14 protein-coding genes are annotated in these 22,066 nt (G+C 45.7%); 6 read left to right on the top strand and 8 right to left on the bottom strand.

The features are described from left to right. Positions 1–307 precede the first annotated feature (307 nt). From gltB to radA, 5 genes are all read left to right on the top strand, one after another. Positions 308–4,753: a glutamate synthase large subunit gene (gene gltB / locus A3763_RS22355; RefSeq protein ID WP_068506603.1), complete on the top strand. Its 4,446-nt coding sequence runs from the start codon at positions 308–310 to the stop codon at positions 4,751–4,753. Positions 4,754–4,805: 52 nt separating this feature from the next. Beyond that, on the top strand, positions 4,806–6,224 hold the full coding sequence (locus A3763_RS22350) for an FAD-dependent oxidoreductase (RefSeq protein ID WP_068634367.1): 1,419 nt from the start codon (positions 4,806–4,808) through the stop codon (positions 6,222–6,224). A 119-nt stretch (positions 6,225–6,343) separates the two neighbouring features. Further along, positions 6,344–7,408, top strand: coding sequence for a uroporphyrinogen decarboxylase (hemE, locus tag A3763_RS22345; protein ID WP_068513946.1), 1,065 nt, complete (start codon positions 6,344–6,346; stop codon positions 7,406–7,408). Positions 7,409–7,581: 173 nt separating this feature from the next. Beyond that, positions 7,582–8,943 (top strand): hypothetical protein, encoded by a 1,362-nt coding sequence (locus A3763_RS22340; protein WP_156495262.1) that lies wholly within the window; start codon positions 7,582–7,584, stop codon positions 8,941–8,943. 149 nt (positions 8,944–9,092) lie between these two features. Next, positions 9,093–10,454 carry a DNA repair protein RadA gene (radA, locus tag A3763_RS22335; RefSeq protein ID WP_068513952.1) on the top strand — a complete coding sequence of 454 codons (1,362 nt, stop codon included), beginning with the start codon at positions 9,093–9,095 and terminating at the stop codon, positions 10,452–10,454. A 24-nt stretch (positions 10,455–10,478) separates the two neighbouring features. On the opposite strand, the gene A3763_RS22330 is transcribed toward radA, so the two are convergent. From A3763_RS22330 to A3763_RS22315, 4 genes are all read right to left on the bottom strand, one after another. Continuing rightward, positions 10,479–12,530 (bottom strand): EAL domain-containing protein, encoded by a 2,052-nt coding sequence (locus A3763_RS22330; protein WP_068513955.1) that lies wholly within the window; start codon positions 12,528–12,530, stop codon positions 10,479–10,481. Positions 12,531–12,661: 131 nt separating this feature from the next. Next, a complete protein-coding gene (locus A3763_RS22325; protein WP_068513956.1) occupies positions 12,662–13,039 on the bottom strand; it encodes a PilZ domain-containing protein in 378 nt (125 codons plus the stop codon). Positions 13,040–13,225: 186 nt separating this feature from the next. Beyond that, complete coding sequence (ettA, locus tag A3763_RS22320; protein ID WP_068513959.1) at positions 13,226–14,887, bottom strand: energy-dependent translational throttle protein EttA; 1,662 nt, start codon at positions 14,885–14,887, stop codon at positions 13,226–13,228. 138 nt (positions 14,888–15,025) lie between these two features. After that, positions 15,026–15,667, bottom strand: a complete 642-nt coding sequence (locus A3763_RS22315) for a PEP-CTERM sorting domain-containing protein (protein WP_068760543.1) — start codon at positions 15,665–15,667, stop codon at positions 15,026–15,028. A 323-nt stretch (positions 15,668–15,990) separates the two neighbouring features. On the opposite strand from A3763_RS22315, the gene A3763_RS22310 reads away from it, so the two are divergent. Further along, positions 15,991–16,233 carry a YdcH family protein gene (locus A3763_RS22310; RefSeq protein ID WP_068513965.1) on the top strand — a complete coding sequence of 81 codons (243 nt, stop codon included), beginning with the start codon at positions 15,991–15,993 and terminating at the stop codon, positions 16,231–16,233. A 141-nt stretch (positions 16,234–16,374) separates the two neighbouring features. Here A3763_RS22310 and meaB read toward each other — a convergent pair whose 3' ends face one another. The 4 genes from meaB to A3763_RS22290 form a co-directional block, all read right to left on the bottom strand. After that, complete coding sequence (gene meaB / locus A3763_RS22305) at positions 16,375–17,370, bottom strand: methylmalonyl Co-A mutase-associated GTPase MeaB (RefSeq protein WP_068513969.1); 996 nt, start codon at positions 17,368–17,370, stop codon at positions 16,375–16,377. A 9-nt stretch (positions 17,371–17,379) separates the two neighbouring features. Beyond that, positions 17,380–19,530 carry a methylmalonyl-CoA mutase gene (scpA, locus tag A3763_RS22300; protein ID WP_068513972.1) on the bottom strand — a complete coding sequence of 717 codons (2,151 nt, stop codon included), beginning with the start codon at positions 19,528–19,530 and terminating at the stop codon, positions 17,380–17,382. Positions 19,531–19,581: 51 nt separating this feature from the next. After that, the gene (gene mce, locus A3763_RS22295; protein ID WP_068513974.1) at positions 19,582–19,989 is read right to left on the bottom strand and encodes a methylmalonyl-CoA epimerase; all 408 of its coding nucleotides are present in this window, start codon (positions 19,987–19,989) and stop codon (positions 19,582–19,584) included. Between the two features lie 11 nt (positions 19,990–20,000). Continuing rightward, the coding region (locus tag A3763_RS22290) for a biotin/lipoyl-containing protein (protein WP_068760541.1) at positions 20,001–22,066 on the bottom strand (2,066 nt) is incomplete at its 5' end.

Raw genomic sequence — 22,066 nt, 5'->3', positions numbered from 1 at the left:
AATGCTGCGCTCAAGGTGGCACCTAAAATTATTACTTCTCAACAGCCTTGGTTGAGGAGTTATGCTGGAATTCTCAAGTCTTATCCGAGGCAATAACTAAATTAGTTTTTTGAAGCTATCTATTTGAAATATAAGGATAGTTTATGCTTTTCTACGAGTTTTTTCTGCTTATACGCCTTCTTTAAGTTTGTACTGAATAAGCACGATGTGTAAAATGTCCAACCCCAATTTTCATAGTCATATGGTTTTGTTAGTTTTGTTAGTTCTAACTGTATGATTTTAAATGATATTTTGTAGAGAGAATGTTATGGCAGCAGGTTTGTTTCGCCCGGAAGAGTTTAGAGATAACTGTGGATTTGGTTTGATTGCCCAGATGGAAGGGCAGGCAAGTCACGATCTACTATTGACGGCGATAGAATCACTTACATGTATGACTCACCGCGGTGGTATCGCAGCAGATGGTAAAACTGGCGATGGCTGTGGGTTGTTGATTCAGAAACCTGATACGTTCTTCAGGCAGGTGGTTAAGGAGCAGTTTAGCGCCGATCTGAATGAGATTTACGGCGTAGGAATGGTTTTCCTTTCACAGGACCCTACGAAAGCGCAGCAAGCTAAAACAACGATGAGTGCAGAGCTTGAAGCACAAGGTCTTACCGTTGTTGGTTGGCGCTTGGTTCCGACTAATAACGATTGCTTGGGTCGTATGGCTCTGGATTGCTTGCCACAGATTGAGCAGGTCTTTGTTCAGGCTGACGGGCTTAGTGAGCGTGAACTGTCTCTTAAGCTTTTTGTTGCGCGCCGTAAGACTGAAATGGCTTTGGCGTCTGATGAAGAATTCTACGTTTGTAGTTTGTCAGAAAAAGTCGTGTCTTATAAAGGGCTGATGATGCCGGTTGACCTGCCGAATTTTTATTTGGATCTGGGTAATCCAGATGTTGAGACAAGCATTTGTGTTTTTCATCAGCGTTTCTCCACTAATACTATGCCAAAGTGGCCACTAGCCCAGCCATTTAGATGTATTGCTCACAACGGTGAAATTAATACGATTGAAGGCAATAGAAACTGGTCTACAGCGAGAACAAGCAAGTTTGCTACAGACGAACTGCCTGAGCTGGGAGAATTATCTCCTTTGGTGAATCGTACTGGTTCAGATTCTTCCAGTATGGATAATATGCTTGAGGTACTTCTGGCAGGTGGTGTAGACCTATTCCGTGCCGTTCGTATGATGATTCCACCTGCATGGCAGAACGTTGACACCATGGATAGCGAACTACGTGCTTTCTATGAATATAACAGTATGCATATGGAACCATGGGATGGACCGGCTGGTCTGGTTCTAACTGACGGCCGTTACGCCGTCTGTTTACTGGATAGAAACGGTTTGCGCCCAAGTCGTTGGGTTATCACTAAGAATGGTTACATTACAGTTGCATCCGAAATTGGAACTTATGGCTATAAGCCGGAAGATGTTGTTGCTAAGGGTCGAATTGGTCCTGGACAGATTCTAGCGGTTGATACTGAAACGGGTGAAGTGCTACATACTGATGATATCGATAGCCGCCTTAAGTCTGCTCACCCTTATAAAAAGTGGCTAAAAGAAAACGCGGTTCGTATTGAGGCAACGCTAGACAAAGATCATGAAGCGTTCCAAGCAATGGATGCTGATACCCTAAAGACGCACATGAAGATGTTCCAGGTGACTTTCGAGGAACGAGATCAGGTATTGCGTCCATTAGCTGAGGCGGGCCAGGAAGCAGTAGGTTCGATGGGTGATGATACGCCAATGGCAGTATTGTCGACTCGTGTTCGTTCAGTTTCAGACTACTTTAGACAGAAGTTTGCTCAGGTGACTAACCCACCGATTGATCCATTGCGTGAAGCGATTGTTATGTCTCTGGAAACCTGTGTGGGTGTAGAGCAGAACGTATTTGAAGAAACGCCTGAGCATGCGAAGCGAATTATTTTGGCTACGCCGGTACTGACACCTGCGAAGTTTAGCTGCTTTAGCTCGGATAAAGATGGTTTTGAACATGCCTTGATTAGCCTTCAGTACAAAGAAGAGACTGGCTTAAGGCAAGCAATTGTTGATGTGTGCCAGCAAGCAGAAGAAGCTGTTAGACAAGGCAAGGTTGTGCTTGTTTTGTCGGATAAAGATATCGAACCTGGCTTATTACCACTAAATGCCTTTATGGCAACGGGTGCAGTGCATCACCACTTGGTTGAGAAGGGCTTACGTTGCGACTCGAATATTATTGTGGAGTCTGGTTTTGCCCGTGACCCTCATCACTTCGCGGTGTTGTTTGGTTTTGGTGCTACGGCAGTCTTCCCTTACTTGGCTTATCAGGTTATGAGTGACCTGATCAGTACGGGTGAGATGCTGATGGACCCAATCGAGGCGAAAAATAATTATCGTCGCGGTATTGGTAAGGGCTTGTTGAAGATCTTATCGAAGATGGGTATTTCTACAATTGCTTCTTACCGTGGCGCTCAATTGTTTGAAGCAGTAGGTCTTGCAGACGATGTTGTTGACCTATGCTTTAAAGGTGTCGCAAGTAGAATTCAGGGTGCTGATTTTGAAGACCTGCAATCAGAGCAAGCACTGTTGGCTAAAGAAGCTTTCAAGGCGCGTAAATCGATCCAGCCAGGTGGTTTACTGAAGTTTGTTCACGGTCAGGAATATCACGCCTTTAACCCGGATGTTGTCAATACAATTCAGCAAGCAGTTGAGTCGGGCGATTACTCTGTTTACCAGAAGTACGCAACCTTGGTAAATGAACGTCCAGCGTCATCCTTAAGGGATTTGTTTGCTTTAAGTGATTCTGCTAAAGAGATTCCTTTAGACGAAGTAGAGCCGGTAGAGAATATCTTCCCTCGTTTTGACTCGGCAGCAATGTCTTTGGGAGCTTTGTCTCCTGAAGCACATGAAGCACTTGCTGTTGCAATGAACCGTCTAGGTGGCCGCTCTAACTCTGGCGAGGGTGGTGAAGATGCAGCGAGATTTGGTACGGAAAAACGTTCCAAGATCAAGCAGATCGCATCAGGCCGATTTGGTGTAACGCCACACTACTTGCGTAATGCTGATGTCTTGCAGATCAAAGTTGCCCAAGGTGCGAAGCCCGGTGAAGGTGGTCAGTTACCAGGTGGTAAGGTAAATAACCTGATTGCGACATTAAGATATTCGGTGCCAGGTGTGACCTTGATTTCACCGCCACCGCATCACGATATTTATTCTATCGAAGACTTGGCGCAGCTAATCTTTGATTTGAAGCAAGTTAATCCAAAGGCATTGGTTTCTGTGAAACTGGTATCTGAACCGGGTGTTGGTACTATCGCCGCAGGTGTTGCCAAGGCTTATGCTGATTTGATTACAGTTTCCGGTTATGACGGTGGCACGGCTGCAAGTCCGCTAACCTCTATCCGATATGCGGGTTCTCCTTGGGAGCTTGGTTTGAGCGAGGCTCACCAGACTCTGCGCGGCAATGACTTGCGTGGCAGCGTCCGTCTGCAAACCGATGGCGGTTTAAAGACAGGTCTGGATGTTGTTAAAGCGGCGATACTGGGTGCCGAGAGTTTTGGTTTCGGTACCACGCCTATGGTTGCTTTGGGTTGTCGTTATTTGAGAATTTGTCATTTGAACAACTGTGCGACGGGTGTTGCGACTCAGAACGAATTACTTCGTGATGAGTACTTCAACGGTACCGTAGAAATGGTAATGAACTTCTTCCGCTTTGTTGCGAAAGAAGCGCGTGAGTGGATGGCTAAGCTAGGTGTTCGTAGTTTGGAAGAGCTGGTTGGTCGTACAGATTTGTTAGACATTTTGTCAGGTACTACTGATAAGCAGAACAAGCTTGACCTATCGCCGATTCTTTCGACTGAGGGAATACCTGAAGATAAACCGCATACCTGTAAGGTAGAGCGTAATGCTCCGTTTGACCAAGCCTTGTTGGCCGAAAAAATGGTTGAGGACTTAGTTCCAACAATTGAATCCAAGTCGGGTGGTACCTTCGATTACGAAGTGACTAACTGTGATCGTTCGGTTGGTGCACGAATCTCTGGCGAAATCGCAGAGCGTCATGGTAATCAAGGTATGGTGAGTGCGCCAATCAACTTGAATTTGACGGGTACAGCTGGTCAGAGCTTTGGTGTTTGGAATGCTGGTGGTTTGAATATGAACCTTGAAGGCGATGCAAACGACTATGTTGGTAAAGGTATGACTGGTGGTAAACTAACCATTCGACCCCCTCAAGGTAGTGAGTTCAAAACCCAGGAAACATCCATTGTTGGTAATACTTGTCTTTACGGCGCTACTGGCGGTAAGTTGTTTGCAGCGGGTACGGCTGGTGAGCGTTTTGGAGTTCGAAACTCTGGCGCTTCAGCGGTTGTTGAAGGCGCAGGTGATCACTGCTGTGAATATATGACTGGCGGTTTGATTACTGTTCTAGGTCAAACAGGTTATAACTTTGGTGCTGGTATGACAGGTGGTTTTGCCTATGTGCTAGACCAGGAAAATACGTTTGTAGATAAATACAATCATGAGTTGGTAGAAATTCAAAGAGTTTCAACTGAACAAATGGAGCCTTATCGCAATCATTTGCGAGGCGTTATTAAGGAGCATGTTGCTGAGACATCTAGTAAGTGGGGGCAAGAGATCCTTGAGCACTTCGATGACTTCATTGCTAAGTTCTGGTTAGTTAAGCCGAAGGCGGCTAGCTTGGATAACTTGCTTAACAACATGCGTTCTCGCCCTGAGTAGTGTTTCGAATTATCGAATACTCTCATTGCGAATAAGGTTTAGAGGTTAGAATATGGCAAAGCGTTTAAATAACAACTTTCAGTTTGTTGATGTGGGTCGAGTTGACCCAAAGAAAATTCCAATGGAAGGTCGTACCGAAGATTTTGGTGAGATCTATCAGTCATTTGATCAGAATGACGCGACTGAACAGGCTCATCGATGTCTTGAGTGTGGTAACCCTTACTGTGAGTGGAAGTGCCCGGTACATAACTATATCCCGAACTGGCTAAAGCTGGTTTCAGAAGGGAATATTCTTGAAGCGGCTGAACTGTGTCACCAGACAAACTCTTTGCCTGAAGTGTGTGGTCGTGTTTGTCCTCAAGATCGATTGTGTGAAGGTGCTTGTACTCTTAATGCAGGTTTTGGTGCGGTGACTATTGGCTCGGCGGAGAAGTATATTACTGATACGGCTTTCGCTATGGGTTGGCGCCCGGATATGTCCAATGTTGTTAAAACAGACAAGAAGGTTGCCGTGATTGGCGCGGGCCCTGCCGGTTTGGCTTGTGCAGATATCCTGGTTCGTAACGGTGTTAAGCCTGTTGTTTTTGATCTTAATCCTGAGATTGGTGGTTTGCTTACCTTTGGTATTCCAGAGTTCAAGCTAGAAAAGGATGTCATGTCGCGTCGTCGAGAAATCTTCACCGATATGGGCGTTGAATTTCGCTTGAATACCGAAATTGGTAAAGATATCAGTATTGATGACTTGTTAAATGACTATGACGCAGTATTTATGGGTATGGGAACATACAAGTACATGAAAGGTGGCTTCCCAGGTGAAGACTTGCCAGGCGTTCATGATGCATTGCCATTTTTGATCTCAAACGTTAATCGTCGTTTGGGTTTTGAAAAAGATGAAGCTGACTTCATTAACATGGCAGGTAAGAAGGTGGTTGTTCTGGGTGGTGGTGATACTGCGATGGACTGTAACCGAACCTCTATTCGTCAACAGGCAGATAGTGTAGTTTGTGCTTACCGTCGTGACGAAGAGAATATGCCTGGCTCACGCAAAGAAGTTCAGAATGCCAAGGAAGAAGGTGTAGGCTTTATGTTTAATCGTCAACCAGTGGCGATTGTAGGTGATGATAAAGTTGAAGGTGTGAAGGTTGTTAAAACACAGCTGGGTGCCGCTGATGAAAATGGTCGTCGTCGCCCGGAAGTTATCGAAGGTAGTGAAGAAATCCTGCCTGCTGATGCAGTATTGATTGCGTTTGGTTTCCAGCCTAGCCCACCAGAATGGCTGTCCGATGTGAAGGTAGATGTTAATAGCTGGGGCGGTGTTGTCGCGCCAGAGAAGGGTGAGTACCCTTATCAGACGAGTAACCCGAAGATTTTCGCCGGTGGTGATATGGTTCGTGGTTCTGACTTGGTGGTTACCGCCATTGCGGAAGGCCGCCAGGCAGCTGAAGGCATCATGGACTACCTGGATATATAGTCTGCACGTGATGAGTATCAATGACTAAATCCAAGGCACGGTTGATAATACTGTGCCTTTTTTGTATCTGGACAACATTGCCAGACATTTCTTGATTATTAATATTGAAGAGACAGTGAATGACAGAGCTAAAGAATGATCGATTTCTGAGAGCGCTAGAGCGTAAGCCGGTTGATGTGACGCCTGTATGGATGATGCGTCAAGCTGGGCGTTATCTGCCAGAGTATAAAGCGACCAGAGCGCAAGCCGGTGACTTTATGAGTCTGTGTAAGAATAAAGAACTAGCATGCGAGGTCACAATTCAGCCTCTTGAGCGCTACAAGCTCGACGCTGCAATTCTGTTTTCTGATATCTTGACGATTCCGGACGCAATGGGTTTGGGTCTTTATTTCGAAACGGGTGAGGGGCCTCGTTTCAAGAAGATTGTTCGAACAGCAGAGGATGTCGAGAAACTACCTATAGTTGATACCTCTAAAGACTTGACTTACGTAACGGATGCAGTGAGCACCATACGTAAAGAGTTGAATGGACGTGTTCCGTTGATTGGTTTCTCTGGGAGTCCTTGGACTTTAGCCACTTATATGGTTGAGGGTGGAAGCTCTAAAGATTTTCGCCATATCAAAGCGATGATGTATTCTCAGCCAGAAATTATGCATCAGTTATTGGATAAAATTGCCTTGTCTGTGATTGATTATCTGAATGCTCAAATAAAAGCGGGTGCGCAAGCGGTTCAGATCTTCGATACCTGGGGTGGAAACCTGAGTGATCATGCATATCAACAGTTCTCTTTGGCTTATATGAAGAAAATTGTAGCTGGCTTAATTCGGGAATACGATGGTCGAAAAGTCCCCGTGATTCTATTTACCAAAGGAGGCGGTTTATGGTTGCCTTCTATGGCTGATACCGGCGCTGATGCACTTGGTCTTGACTGGACGATGGATATCGGTAAAGCGCGTGCCTTGGTAGGTGATAAAGTTGCTTTGCAGGGGAATATGGATCCGTCGGTGCTATATGCTTCAGAAAAAGGTATTAGGGATGAGGTGGCTAGAATTTTGGCATCTTATGGTCCAGGTGAAGGCCATGTATTCAATCTGGGGCATGGTATTCATCAATTTGTTGATCCAGCACATGCAGGCTACTTTGTTGATGCGGTTCATGAACTGAGTGCTCAGTATCACGCTTAAGATCGTTATCTAATGCATAGAATTAAGGGTGCAACGTGGCACCCTTTCTTTTTCTAGCACAAAATGCCATGTAATTCCCACACGTGTCACATTTGCAGCAGGCTCTTATTTAACCTGTGCGACTCTTTTAATACAATCGATAGATAACCCTTAAGGTCTCCCAAGGAACTGTAATGAGGCATCTCTCTCTCTATTTTGCTAAGGCAATTTCAATTTGTATCTGCGCTACAATGATCGTGGCTTGCGATAATTTAGAAAATATAGCCTTTTTCAAAAGTGTTGGGGATCCTGACATATATCAAAGTGATGCCGAAACTAATATCGATAACAAAACCATCGATATCGAAGTCGACATGTCCGAAGATTTATCTCTTAAAGTGCTTCAAGCGACTCTTTTAGCTTACTTGGATTCGCCATTGTATCGATATTTAGATGCATCAGACTTTCCAGAAGATCTAAGTTTGATATGCGGAAATTATGTTAAAGATGTATTTGAGGACCCCATTAGTTGGGACAGTTCTAGGGAGCCGGGTCAGGCTTATAGCGAAGGTGATACAGTAGAGCTGGTCTTTGACAATTGTCAGTTGAGTACAGGGCAAGAAGTGTCTGGTGCTTTATCGATGGAATATAGTGATATGGGTGGGGTAAATGACACCTTCATGCCGGTTTCAACTGATTACTGTGTTGATAGGCTTAATATCCTAAACGAAGGCCCTGATTACGACACATTATATGTAGCAGGCCATGAAGTAAGATTTTTCCCCTTTGGTGATGACACGATAGTCCGAGTTTATGAGCACAGCTACGATAGCGATACGGGTGAGCGAATATCTACCCTAAGGGCATCTTATGAAGTTGCCAAAAATAGGCCAACCTTGATTATCAATGAGCGTTTAGGTGTCGATGCTGGTGCTTTAGCATCGTTGGACGGAGATGAAATTTATCATGTTTTTGAAGGTGAACAGGAACTAGAGCGCTGCCAGTACTATCGTCGGCATTTAGATGTAAGTGTCAATGAGTTTGCAGTTAAAGATGGCGAAATTACCACGACTATAGATGGAGAAATTGAGTTATCAAATATTTCAGAAGATCTCGAAACTGAGTCATTTAACATTGTCGATAGCGATTTTTCTTTGTCCGTACAGCAGAATGCTTCACTGAATGAGTTTTCATTAACTGACTTTGATGCTGAAAAGGTTGAGAATTTGTCACGAGGCACCTATGTGATTGGTTTTTCAGGAGTCTTGGAGTCCGATTCGATTGGCGGAACAGTTGAAGTTGATGCAATGGACTCTTTTAGCAAGCTGAATGGCACGATAGGCGAATATCCAACTGATGGCATATTTAAGGTATTAGGACAGGGTTTGGAGCGAGTGACCCTGACGTCAAACCCTAGTGCACTGGTGATCGGTGTTGATTATGATGGTGATGATTCTCGTGTTGGAGCCAGTTTCCCAGATGAAACGTTTACAACGACCTGGGAGCAACTTCTGGAAGGTGACTTCCAGCGAGATGACTTTATTCCAGCAGAGTAGAAAGTTCCTTTCATACTGCTCAATATATCATTGATGGCCTTCTGGCTTCATATACTTAATTCCTCGATTAGCTCTATAATATTCCTCCTGTAGAGCGAGCATATCTATTTGCACGCATAATTATCAGATCTCATAGCAATAGGCTTAGCATGGCAAAGAGCAAAACCGCATTCGTCTGCACTGAGTGCGGGTCAGATTTATCTAAATGGCAAGGCCAGTGTCCGGATTGTGGCCAATGGAATACTATTCAGGAAATAAAGCTAGCAAAGCAAAGTAAGAGCAGCAGTACCTCGTTGGGTTATGCGGGCGCCAAGTCCGAGATTAAGGCTTTGGGGTCAATTGACCTCGAAGATCAACCCAGATTCAGTAGCGGTATAGGTGAGTTTGATCGGGTGCTGGGGGGAGGTTTAGTTCCCGGTTCTGCTATATTGGTTGGAGGTCATCCGGGTGCCGGGAAAAGTACTTTGCTACTCCAGACGATGTGTCATCTTTCTTCAAGCAGGGACGGCTTATATATTACTGGTGAAGAGTCTTTACAACAGGTTGCACTGCGAGCAAAGCGCCTCGGTCTCAAAGCTGATGTGCTGAATATGTTCTCTGAAACCCGGATCGAATCAATAGAAGAAGTGGTTCAAGTCCATAAGCCAAAAGTGCTGGTTGTTGACAGTATTCAGGTAATGCACACAGAAGCGATAGAGTCGGCTCCAGGTAGCGTTTCGCAAGTAAGAGAATGTGCTGCCAGGTTGACCCGTCTTGCCAAACAGACTGGCATGGTGCTATTTCTGGTTGGTCATGTGACCAAAGAGGGAGCGATTGCCGGGCCTAAGGTTTTGGAGCATATGATTGACTGCTCGATAATGCTCGAAGGCTCCAGTGACACTCGTTATCGCACTTTGCGAGGAATCAAAAATCGTTTTGGTGCAGTGAATGAGTTAGGTGTCTTTGCTATGCTCGAAAAAGGCTTGGTTGAAGTGAAGAACCCGAGTGCAATATTCCTAAGCCGTGGCGAAGAGATAATGCCAGGTAGTGTCGTGACGATACTCTGGGAAGGTACGCGCCCGTTGCTAGTAGAATTACAGGCTTTGGTTGATGAGAGCCAAGGCAACTACCCTAAGCGAGTCGCCTTGGGTATGGATCAGAACCGTTTATCAATGTTGCTGGCCGTGATGCATCGACATGGTGGGATCCATTGTGGCGACCAGGATGTATTTGTGAATCTGGTAGGTGGTGTAAAGACACTGGAAACGAGTACCGATTTAGCGACTTTGGCAGCGATTGTTTCTAGCTTGAAAGGGGTGTCACTTTCTGAAGATATGGTGATCTTTGGAGAGGTCGGTTTGTCGGGAGAAATACGTCCAGTCCCTAGTGGTCAGGAACGAATTCAGGAAGCGCTGAAGCATGGCTTTAAAAGAGCGATTGTTCCCTATGGAAACAAACCGAGAAACGATATTGCAGGGATGGAAGTTATGCTAGTGAAGAAGTTACCTGATTTGTTGAATGCTCTGTTTTAACATGCTTTGGTTTAGCTTATTAGATTAGTCTTCGAGCGTACTTTCTAAATGACAGGCAAATATGTCTGGCGCCATGGGTCTACCAAACAGATAGCCTTGTGCATAGTCACAGTTTAGATCTTTGAGCAGCTTGTATTGCTCCTGATTCTCGACCCCTTCAGCGACGACCTTAAGGTTTAAGCTGTGAGCCATAGAAATCGCCGCATTAATTAGTTCTTTGTCGGCTTGGTCTTCGACTAAGTCGTTGACGAAGCTACGGTCGACTTTAAGCATGTCAAAAGGATAGTTCCTGAGATAGCTTAGTGAGGAATAGCCGGTTCCAAAGTCATCCATCGATATTCGGACATCAAGATGGTTGAGGGCTCTTAGCGCATCTTTTACGAACTGCTGGTTATTCATTAGAACGCCCTCGGTAATTTCAAACTCAAGTGTATGTCTGGCAACTTGATGGTCCTGAATAATTCTTTCGACTTGAGATATCAGGTCTGGATCTCGAAACTGCCGTGGCGACAGGTTAACCGCCATGCGAAAGTCTGCTTGGTATTGCTTTTGCCACTTTGATGCTTGAGATAGCGCCTGGTGCAATACAAATTGACCAATAGGAATGATCAACCCGGTTTCCTCTGCGATCGGAATAAACTCATCAGGAGGTACTTGTCCTAAGGTTTGGTTATTCCAGCGTAATAGTGCTTCGGCTCCAATAATTTTGTCAGTCTGAACATCGACTTGAGGCTGGTAGGCGAGCGAGAATTCATTTCGGTCTAAGGCACCATGGATTTGTTCTTCAAGCTGTAATCTTCGGGCGACTTGTTGGTTCATTTCCTCAGTGTAGAACGAGTAGGCGTTTCGCCCGAGAGACTTAGCGTGATACATGGCTGAGTCGGCATTTCTTAGCAAGTCGGTCGGAGTAGCACCGTCATGAGGGAAAAGAGCAATGCCAATGCTGGCAGTTAGCATCAGTTTACGACCTTCAATATCAAACGAGCTTCTGAATTGTTCTAATATGCGCTCAGCAGTTTTTTGCGCAGACTTCTCGTCATCTAGGCCGCCCAAAATTAAGATGAATTCATCGCCTCCCAAGCGGCCAACTGTATCGCCCGTTCGAAGTACTTCTGATAGGCGCTCTGCAGCAACCATCAATACTTCGTCACCCATGTCATGGCCAAGGGAGTCATTAACCTTTTTAAAATCGTCTAGATCAACGAACAGTAAGGCAACTTTGTTGTTTTGACGTTGGGCTTCACCAATGATGTGGGTGAGCCTATCCAAAGATAAAAGTCGATTGGGCAGGTCAGTCAGCGAGTCAAAATGCGCTTGGTGAAATATTTTTTCTTCTTGTGCTTTGCGTGTCGAGATATCTTCCTTGACGGCAAGATAGTGAATCACTTTCCCATACTCATCCTTTACTGGAGAGATGTGCCCATATTCCCAAAAGGTCTCGCCATTCTTTTTACGAATTTGTACTTCGCCTTCCCAGCTATGTTCTTTTTCAAGCGCTTCGAAGAGTGCTGCGTAGGTATCTTTTTTTGCGTGGTCAGGCATTAGGCTGAAAAACTTCTTTCCTTCAACCTCACTAAGAGGGTAGCCGGAGGTCGTTTCAAATGCCTGATTTACATACTTTATGCTCCCATTGGTGGCGATGATCATGACCGACACAGGGCTCTGCTCGACGGCTTGGGAGAGGGTACGAATTTTTTGTCCGGTTTTTACTTCCTGGCTGATATCGCGAACTATCCCGAGTACCAGGGCTTTGCCGTCAATATCAATATTCTTTCCAATCACTTCTGAGTGATAAGTGCTTCCGTCTTTACGTTGAAGCAAAACTTCAACGGTTAGCCCTTCTTCAGTGGTTTTGGTTCTTTCGAAAGAGCGGTGATCTTGTTCGGGTGCCTTTATATCAAACACCGTCATGCCTAGCAGCTCATCTTTGCTGTAGCCGCTCATCTTACAAAAAGCAGGGTTAACAAATACGTAATTACCCTCAGTGTCGGCAACTGTAATGCCTTCAGAGCTTTGGTCAGTGATGGCCTTGAGCATGCGATCACTTTCAATATGCTTTTGTTGTCCTGATCCCATGAGTGCCTTGTTGCAGTTATACGTCAATTAAAGAAAACAAGCGTTTACTATGACTAATTAGTTTAGTAGGAACTTAGGAAATTCCTAGTTATTGAGGCTTAAATAGAGAGGAAACTTGAGCAGAGCTTAATTTAAATGACTGTGAGAAGTTCCAGTTCACGCATTAAAATATCGTCGCTACCAACATTAAGCTCTACTAAACGCTTAAGGTGGGTCATGCTGTCGATATCAATGTGCTGGCATTTAAAACCTAAGGTATTGTTTTCCTCGTGGGAAAAGGTGAGTGACATAATAATATGGCTTTCGCTACCTGATAGTCTGATGGTCGCTTCGCAAGGCGTATCAACATCCAGGCTGAAGTGGTCAGGCCGGTGAACCAGAATTCCGCGCAAGGAAATATCAAGGACTTCGGTAGACCATTCAAGGTCATCCTGACGCAAGGTGCAATCGGCATTAAATAGAATTCGGCTAAAATGACGGCGCTCGTCTTGTTTTGTCTCTTCGCTCATTTGGCCTCCGGCAACTCTGTTCTGCAAACCAGTTTGAAGGATAACAGAGAGGATTAATTATTATAGTCATTCATTAGAATATAAGTGCTATATCAGGTAACTGCAAGCTTAGGCAGTCCTTTTGAGAACAAATCGCTCAAAAGAACTGCTGTTTCAGGCTTTCAGCTAGTTTGGCAGCCTTGGCTCTTAGGCAAGCTTCTTATAGTTGACACGAGTAGGTGTCTTGGCTTGTTCACCTTTACGAGCTTTGAAGTCTTCTTCGTATTCAGTGTAATTGCCTTCAAACCAGACCACTTCACTATCGCCTTCATAAGCCAATATATGCGTTGCAATTCTATCGAGGAACCAACGGTCGTGCGAAATCACTATTGCGCAACCAGGGAATGCCAAGACGGCTTCTTCCAGTGCTCGTAGTGTTTCTACGTCAAGATCGTTGGTTGGCTCATCGAGTAGTAGAACGTTCGCACCTTGCTTAAGCACGTTGGCTAAATGTAGACGGTTACGCTCGCCACCAGACAGCTCATTCACTTTCTTTTGCTGGTCATTACCACGGAAGTTGAAACGACTGACATAAGCACGAGATGGTGTTTGGTAATTGCCGATAGTGATCATATCGTTACCGTCACTGACTTCTTCCCATACCGTCTTGGAATTGTCCAGGTCACGCGTTTGTTCAACGAAAGCCAGCTTAACAGTATCACCCAAACGAATAGTGCCTGAGTCGGGTTGCTCTACGTCTGCTAGCAGCTTGAATAGTGAAGATTTACCTGCACCGTTACCACCAATTACACCGACAATGCTTCCGGGTGGAACACTAAAGCTCAAATCTTTGAATAGCAGCTTGTCTTTGTATTGCTTACTGACACCATCGAGCTCGATAACAACATCACCCAGGCGTGGCCCTGGTGGAATGTAAATTTCCATGGTCTCGTTGCGTTTCTGTAGGTCGGAAGAGTTAAGCTCTTCAAAGCGCTTAAGACGCGCCTTGCTCTTGGCATGTCGCCCTTTTTGGTTGCTGCGAACCCACTCTAGCTCAGATTTAATACTCTTTTGGCGAGCATCTTCTTGCTTTTGCTCATGCTCTAAACGTTTCTCTTTATTTTCAAGCCACTGAGAATAGTTACCTTCAAATGGAATGCCATGGCCTCTATCGAGCTCCAGTATCCAACCTGCAACATTATCAAGGAAGTAACGATCGTGGGTGATGGCGACGACGGTTCCAGGGTAGTCATGTAAGAAACGTTCCAACCACGCGACACTTTCTGCATCAAGGTGGTTGGTCGGTTCATCAAGAAGCAGCATGTCCGGCTTAGAAAGTAATAGACGGCAAAGAGCGACACGACGCTTTTCACCACCTGATAAATGTTTAACTTCAGCATCCCATGGTGGCAGTCTTAAGGCATCAGCAGCGACTTCCAGTGTTCTTTCCAGATTATGACCATCACCGGTTTCAATGATTGCTTCTAGCTTGGCTTGTTCTGCGGCTAGAGCATCGAAATCTGCACCTTCTTCAGCGTACTCTGCATAAACTTGATCTAGGCGAGTTAACGCATTTTTAATCTCACTCACGCCTTCTTCAACGTTGTCTCTGACCGTTGCTTCTTCGTTAAGTTCAGGCTCCTGAGCGAGGTAGCCAATATTGATACCCGGCTGAGGGCGGGCTTCACCAATATAGTCTTTATCAACGCCCGCCATAATTCTTAGTAGTGTTGATTTACCCGCACCATTAAGACCCAATACACCAATTTTGGCGCCAGGGAAAAATGAAAGGGAGATATCTTTGAGGATTTCTTTCTTAGGTGGGACAACTTTTCCCACGCGATTCATGGTGAATACGTACTGTGCCATACAAATAGCCTTAATTAGTAAAAACGGGGTCGATCTGAATGGGCTAGACGTTAGCTAAAAAAGGCAGGCTTGGCAATCCCTGCTCCAGACTAATTGACTAAATCGTTCGAAGCAGGGTAATGATTGCGATGAGGAGACTTAGATTTTCTTGCGACGAATACCCACTAAGCCAAGAAGACCTAGGCCAAGCAAGGCAATAGAAGAGGGTTCTGATACGCTTTGGGTAATGATGCGCGCATCATCAATCCAGTAGCGACCTACCGTTGCGCGATCAACCAGTATCGACTGGGAGCTAGTAAATGTTAGAAAATCGTTACTTTCCCACTTTCGAGAAGTTGATGTCTCGTAATTGGCCCCCGTACCACCAAATATATTGTCCGACGCATTGAGTTTTTTACCGTTGAGGATGATCGCAACAATGTCACTATCAAACTCAATTAATTGCTTGGTCTCTTTACCGCTCGAGGTGCCTAGTGGGTCAAAGTGAATCAGGTGAGAACTGTAACTGCCTGCACTTAGGTAAGGTGAATTTTTGCCAGTTTGCTGACCTCTTAAGGTATCACCAACGAACAGGTTACTCCCAAGCAAGTAGTCAACTTGAACCTGTTGATGAGCTATCGCAACGCCCTGTTGTTCATCAAACGTTTGAAGCTGATCAGACTCTTGTTGCGACCAGCTAAAGTTTAGCCCGTCGGCATTGCCGGTCGGGTTAATGAGGCCTGCATTGACGCTTGACGCAGCAAACAGCAGGCTGCTGACAGCAATGATTCTTTTTAGCATATTCTTTCCTGATTTGGTTTTAGTCTTTCCATAGTGCTTATGCTTTTTGGAAGAACTATTCATAAACAATGACTTCAGTGTATAGGCTGTTCTTAGGTTTGAGTAATGGGTATAGGCGGATTTGACTAGATTTCACGACTTGCTTACAAGTCTTTACCTGATGTATAGAAAACTCACGTTTAGGCCTGATCTAGGCTGACAATAGAAAGATTTTCAAGATACCTAATTGTTTGACCTAGATCATCTCGTTTGGACTAAGGCTCATATAAAGTGGAGTTATGAAAAGATGATAAAAAACAATCCCTCTAAGGAGATATATATCTATGTTAGAAAAGCACGATCTAGTTCATGAGTTGCCAGAGCATAAAGAGACTATTCATAACCTCAAGATGAGTGATAATCACTTTGCTCGTTTATTTGATGAGTATCATGATAAGGATCATGAAGTACACAGAATTGAGACTGGTGCAGAAAACACCTCTGACGAGTACCTTGAAAAGTGTAAGAAAGAGCGCCTTAAGCTAAAGGACGATTTGCTTGCGATTATCAAGAAAACAACAGCATAATATTTAGCTTAGTTTGTTATCAAGCCCGGTTACTTAATCGGGCTTTTTTAGTTTAGCGTTGGCAGATATATTCGAACCCTTGCCTGTCGTGATTAGCTCAGGCTGATAGCAATAGGGTCCTCGCTAAGGGGCGGTAAATAGTCAAGACGGGTCTTGTTTGTTGAGAAATAACTGAATGATTTGATGTGCTGCAGAGTAGGGGGTTACACTATTTTCCTGCACAGCTGAGCGGAGCTTAGGTAGTGCTGATTGAACTGGAGGGTGACTTTTAAGCTCCTGTTCCAACATATCTTTTACCAAGGTGTTCAACCATTCTCTATTTTGTCGGGCGCGTTTATCCTCAAATAGATTAAGGCCTTCTTCATTGGAGTGGCTTTTGCCTTGTTCCTGGTAGTCCAGAATCATGTCCCATACAGTCTCAATTCCGGTGTTCTCAAGAGATGAGCAGGTGAGAATTTGAGGTTTCCAAAAACCATCGTGCTGTAAGAGGTGAAAGGCATTACTGTAGTGGTTTTTGGTTTGCTGAGCCAAGCCTTGGTTAGGACCATCACTTTTGTTAACGACTAAGGCATCCGCCAGCTCCATAATGCCTCGTTTGATGCCTTGTAAGTCATCTCCAGCGTTAGGAAGCATCAATACGAGAAAGAAATCGACCATCGAGGCGACTTCATACTCGGATTGGCCTACACCAACGGTCTCTACGAGTATTACATCGTAGCCGGCGGCTTCGCATAGGAGCATTGTCTCACGGGTTCTAAGCGCGACGCCACCTAGCGCGCCTTCAGAAGGGCTGGGGCGAATAAAGGCATTGTCTTCACGGGCAAGTTTTTCCATGCGGGTTTTATCGCCAAGGATACTTCCTCCACGTAGAGGAGAGCTGGGGTCGACAGCGAGTACAGCTACCTTTTTTCCATTAGCGATCAGATGGCGACCAAAGGCTTCGATGAAGGTAGACTTTCCCACCCCCGGTACGCCACTGATTCCTATACGAAGGCTATTTCCGGTATCTGACAATAGCTCATTCAAGACTTGTTGAGCAGCCGCTCTGTCTTGGTCGCGCTTGCTCTCGACCAAGGTAATAGCTTTGGCTAGTGCTCGGCGCTGGCCTTTTTTGAGTTGCTCAAGATCGATATTCATACCAGGAAGCTAGGCAGACTCATTGATCGCCGTTAGCACTTGGCGAACACTATAAGGCACTTTTGTACCAGGCCCGAAGATTCCTTTAACTCCTGCCTGATAGAGTGTGTCGTAGTCTTGTTTAGGGATCACTCCCCCGGCAATAACGATAATGTCGTCCGCGCCTTGATTTTTGAGCGCCTGAATGAGCTCAGGAACTAGTGTCTTGTGTCCTGCAGCTTGTGAGCTGACACCGACGGCATGCACGTCATTTTCGACGGCTTGCTTGGCGACTTCTTCAGGGGTTGAAAACATAGGGGATAGGTCGATATCAAAGCCCGCATCGGCAAATGAGGTGGCAATAATTTTAGCACCCCTGTCATGGCCGTCTTGGCCCATTTTACAGACCAGCATTCTTGGGCGCCGACCTTGGGCTTTCTCAAAGGCTTCAATATCAGACTGTATTGCTTGCCAGTCTTCATCGCCCTCATAGGAGGCGCCGTAAACGCCGCTAATAGTGCGAGATTCCGCCTGAAAACGTCCGTATATTTCTTCCAGAGCATCAGAAATTTCGCCAACAGTCGCGCGTAAGCGAGCAGCATTTACGCTCAATTCTAGCAAATTGCCTTCACCTGTTTTCGCTGCCTCAGTCAAGGCTGTAAGCGCTGCTTTAACCGCATCAGAATCTCGATTTGTACGAATCGATTCCAAGCGCTTGATTTGTGACTCGCGTACAGCCACATTGTCTACTTCAAGTATATCCAGGTCATCTTCATGATCGAGCTGGTATTTATTGACACCAACAATGACATCTTCACCGCGATCAATGCGTGCTTGTTTTTTCGCGGCACTTTCTTCAATTCGCATTTTTGGAATGCCATGTTCTATGGCACTTGCCATTCCACCTTTTTCCTCGATTTCTTCAATTAATTCCCAAGCTCGATCAGCAATCTGCTGCGTGAGACTTTCCATCATGTAGGAGCCCCCCCAAGGGTCTGCAACCTGAGGAATACCTGTTTCTTCTTGAAGGATGATCTGAGTATTTCGCGCAATACGGGCAGAGAATTCTGTTGGTAGTGCAACCGCTTCGTCCAGAGCATTGGTGTGCAGTGACTGAGTGCCACCAAATACCGCAGCCATCGCCTCGATGGTGGTACGAATCACATTGTTGTAAGGGTCTTGCTCGGTCAAAGACCAGCCTGATGTTTGCGAGTGGGTTCGAAGCATAGAAGATTTGGGGTTCTTAGGTCCGAACTCATCCATAATCTTATGCCATAACAAGCGACCGGCTCTGAGCTTGGCGATCTCCATATAGAAGTTCATGCCAATGCCCCAGAAGAAGGAAAGGCGAGGCGCAAAGGCATCGACGTCCAAACCAGCTTTCAGTGCAGTTCTAACATACTCTCTGCCATCGCTAAGTGTGTAGGCTAGTTCCAGCGCTGCATCAGCACCGGCTTCCTGAATATGGTAGCCGGAGATTGAAATGCTGTTAAAGCGAGGCATGTTCTCGGAGGTGTAGCCGATAATATCGCCAATAATCCTCATGGATGGTTTTGGTGGGTAGATATAGGTATTGCGCACCATAAACTCTTTCAGAATGTCATTCTGAATCGTGCCTGAAAGCTGTTCTTGTGAAACGCCTTGCTCTTCTGCTGCAACGATGTAGCTAGCCAGGATTGGCAAGACTGCGCCGTTCATGGTCATGGATACCGATACTTTATCAAGCGGAATGCCGTCGAAAAGAATTTTCATATCTTCGACTGAATCAATCGCCACACCTGCTTTACCTACATCACCCGTTACGCGTGGGTGGTCTGAGTCGTAACCTCGGTGAGTCGCTAAATCAAAGGCAACTGATACGCCTTGTGCACCGGCAGCCAGGTTTTTGCGATAGAAAGCATTTGACTCTTCTGCGGTGGAAAATCCTGCGTATTGGCGGATGGTCCAGGGGCGGCCGGCGTACATCGTTGCCATTGGGCCACGTACAAAGGGAGCCATACCGGGAAGTGTCTGGGTGTGAGGCAGGTCTTTTGTATCTTCCTCGGTATAGAGCACCTTAACGGGAATACCTTCTGGCGTCTGCCAGGTCATTTCATCCGGACTGACCCCTTTCATTTGTTTGGTCGCAAGCGCTTCCCATTGCTCGAGTTGTGCGGCTAAATCAGGCTTTTTATCAGACATAGTATTTCTCGTTAAGTAATAGCTGCTCTATTGTTATGCTTATGTAAGTGCTTACTGATCCATGGGTTGGTTAAGCTCTATTAAAATGCCGTCGGCACTTTTTGGGTGGATGAAGATCACTTTACAATTGTGCGCACCAGGTGAAGGTGCATCGGAAAGGAATTGATAACCCTTTGCCTTCAAACGCTCAACATCCGCTTCGATATCGTCGCTGCGGAAACAAAGGTGGTGAATGCCACCGCCTTTCTTTTCCAAGTATTTCTGCACAGGGCCTTCACCGTTAAGTGGGTGAATCAATTCAATACTGGTTTTCTCAACGTCTAAAAACGCAGCACTGGTTTTTGCTTCAGGTACATCTTCCTGGCCTTTAAGGTTCAAGCCGAAGTCTTCCGCAAAGCGCTCTATGGCTTTCTGTAAATCTGGCACTGCTATCGCAATGTGGTCTAAGCCTGTAATCATTGTTTATTCTCCTAAATATTCGCCAAAAACTCAGTGCAAGCTTTGGTTTGTCTGTCTTTTATCTGCTCGTCTGTTTCAATAACGATTTCTTCATCAGGAACAATTTTGAACAGTGGCTGACCCTTCTTAATAATGGTGCCATCGTCTTCAAGCAGCACTTTAGCAATGGTGCCAGAGAACGGCGCAGCTATTTTATTGAACATCTTCATGACTTCAACGATATAGAGCGGATCTCCCGTCTCAAAGTGCTGGCCTTCCTCAATAAAGGGAGGCATATCAGGCGCTTCGCGCGAATAGAACATACCGCCTGAGCTGGCGAGAATCTCATCACTTTTCGCGACAGGTGGTGGTACTAGGACCTTCGCCATCGCTTCCTGATAATCTTTATTGGTTAAGTTCTCAGGAATGACTAAGCTCAGGTCATCAGCGACTTTCAGTTCGAAGAAACCTGTCTTGGCGGCTATGTATGGCAGTAATAGTAGTACTCTGCAGCCAGCTTGATAGCCTGCGTGGGCAGCTTTGATTGCGGCCCAGGTCGCTGTATCAAAATCGCTGTGCTTGGCAGCTTTTAGGGCTTTGTCTAAGTCGTTGAAGTTGCAAATATCCAGTTTTTCTTCAAGTGTGCTATAGAAGGAAAGTGCATCGCTGAGGATTTCCTGGTCATGATCCCAGATCATGGTGGCCGCTGGGTTCTCTCGTTTGTTTCCCGGGTGAAAGTCCATGTTAAGGAAGTGATAAGTTTCATCCAGGACTTTAATCGGGTTTTCTATCCAGGAGACCTTGCCCTTCTTATCAACCGAGAAGTGAGTTTGATGCATGGCCAACCAGCCGGATAACAAGTGTGGTTCAAGCATTAAGTGCTCAACCGGACGTGTAAGCAATAGGTGCTTGCGTTGCAATACGCTTTGCATTGCAGTCTTGTCGTCCTTGGATTTAAGGCTAGCAATATTTGCTTGGCAGACTTCAGCATAAACCTGGTTCAGGTCGTATTGCTGTGCCTGTTTTTTTAACGCGCCTACAGCCGTTAGATAGGGAACGATAAACTGGGTTGTTGGTTTCGCATGAATATTGTTGCCCATTATCCAGTTGACCAAGCCGTAATGGAATTCAAGGTTGGTGCCTAGATCCTTACCTTCCAGCTTAGTGCGGCGAAGTACTTCAGACATTTGTTCAAAGCTTTCCAGACGATTGTTGCCAACAGTCAGGAGTAGGGCGATATTACTATCGTAAGCACCGGCCAAGTGATAGGACATGAATACATCTGTATCAGGGTTGTGAAGACTGATGCCCTGGTCGTCACGAATTTCGCCATCAAGCGAATCTGACCAATGTTCAATCAAACCACCTGCATGGGGTGCCAAAGCTTGGTTAGTTGCATTAAGGCGGGCTTCAACCGAAGCATTATGACGCAATACGCGCTCGGGCTTGGGTAAGCGCTTGCCGTGTGCAGCGAGTAATACCATGGCCTCGACCAATGAGTGCACCGTAAAACTGTCATCAGCGTTGTCGGGGTTGACGAATTTCAGGCTATAACAGAGCTCTGTAACGCGGTGTTCAACCTGAATTCGGGTGTTCATTTCCATAAAGAAGTGTTTGTCGCGGTCAACGATACACTCGAAGGTGGATACGTTGTCCAAACCTACAGCCTGACCAAATACTTCGGATTCTTTTTCCATCGCCTGAAGGGTTTTGATCTCCTGGCTAAGGATTTTAGATTCGGCTTCACTACCGCGATGCAACGACTCTGTAAGCGCATGCTGTAAATCTTCGGTCGTAACCGATATTTCAAGCAGCTTTTGCTCGTGCATCTGCAAAGAGCAATCACGACCGCCCAAAGCCAGTGCCCATTCACCATTACCGATCACCTGGATTTCCTGGTGACGAGTGGTTTCGATATTCAACTCGACAAGAATATTCTTGTTGTCGCCTTGGCCTGTCGCTTTTACCTCGTTGAGGATCTCAAGTACTAGAGAAGGTGCTTCATCTGCTGCTTGGCTTAAGCGCTCTTCGATGCTGCCTTTAAAGCTTGAAGGGCTGGAGAGTATGCGTTGGCCTTTACCGCCGCCACCGCCGATGC

The organism is Oleiphilus sp. HI0128, assembly GCF_001635365.1.
The sequence above is the reverse complement of the archived record's forward strand: the minus strand, read 5'-3'. Positions and strand labels throughout refer to the sequence as shown.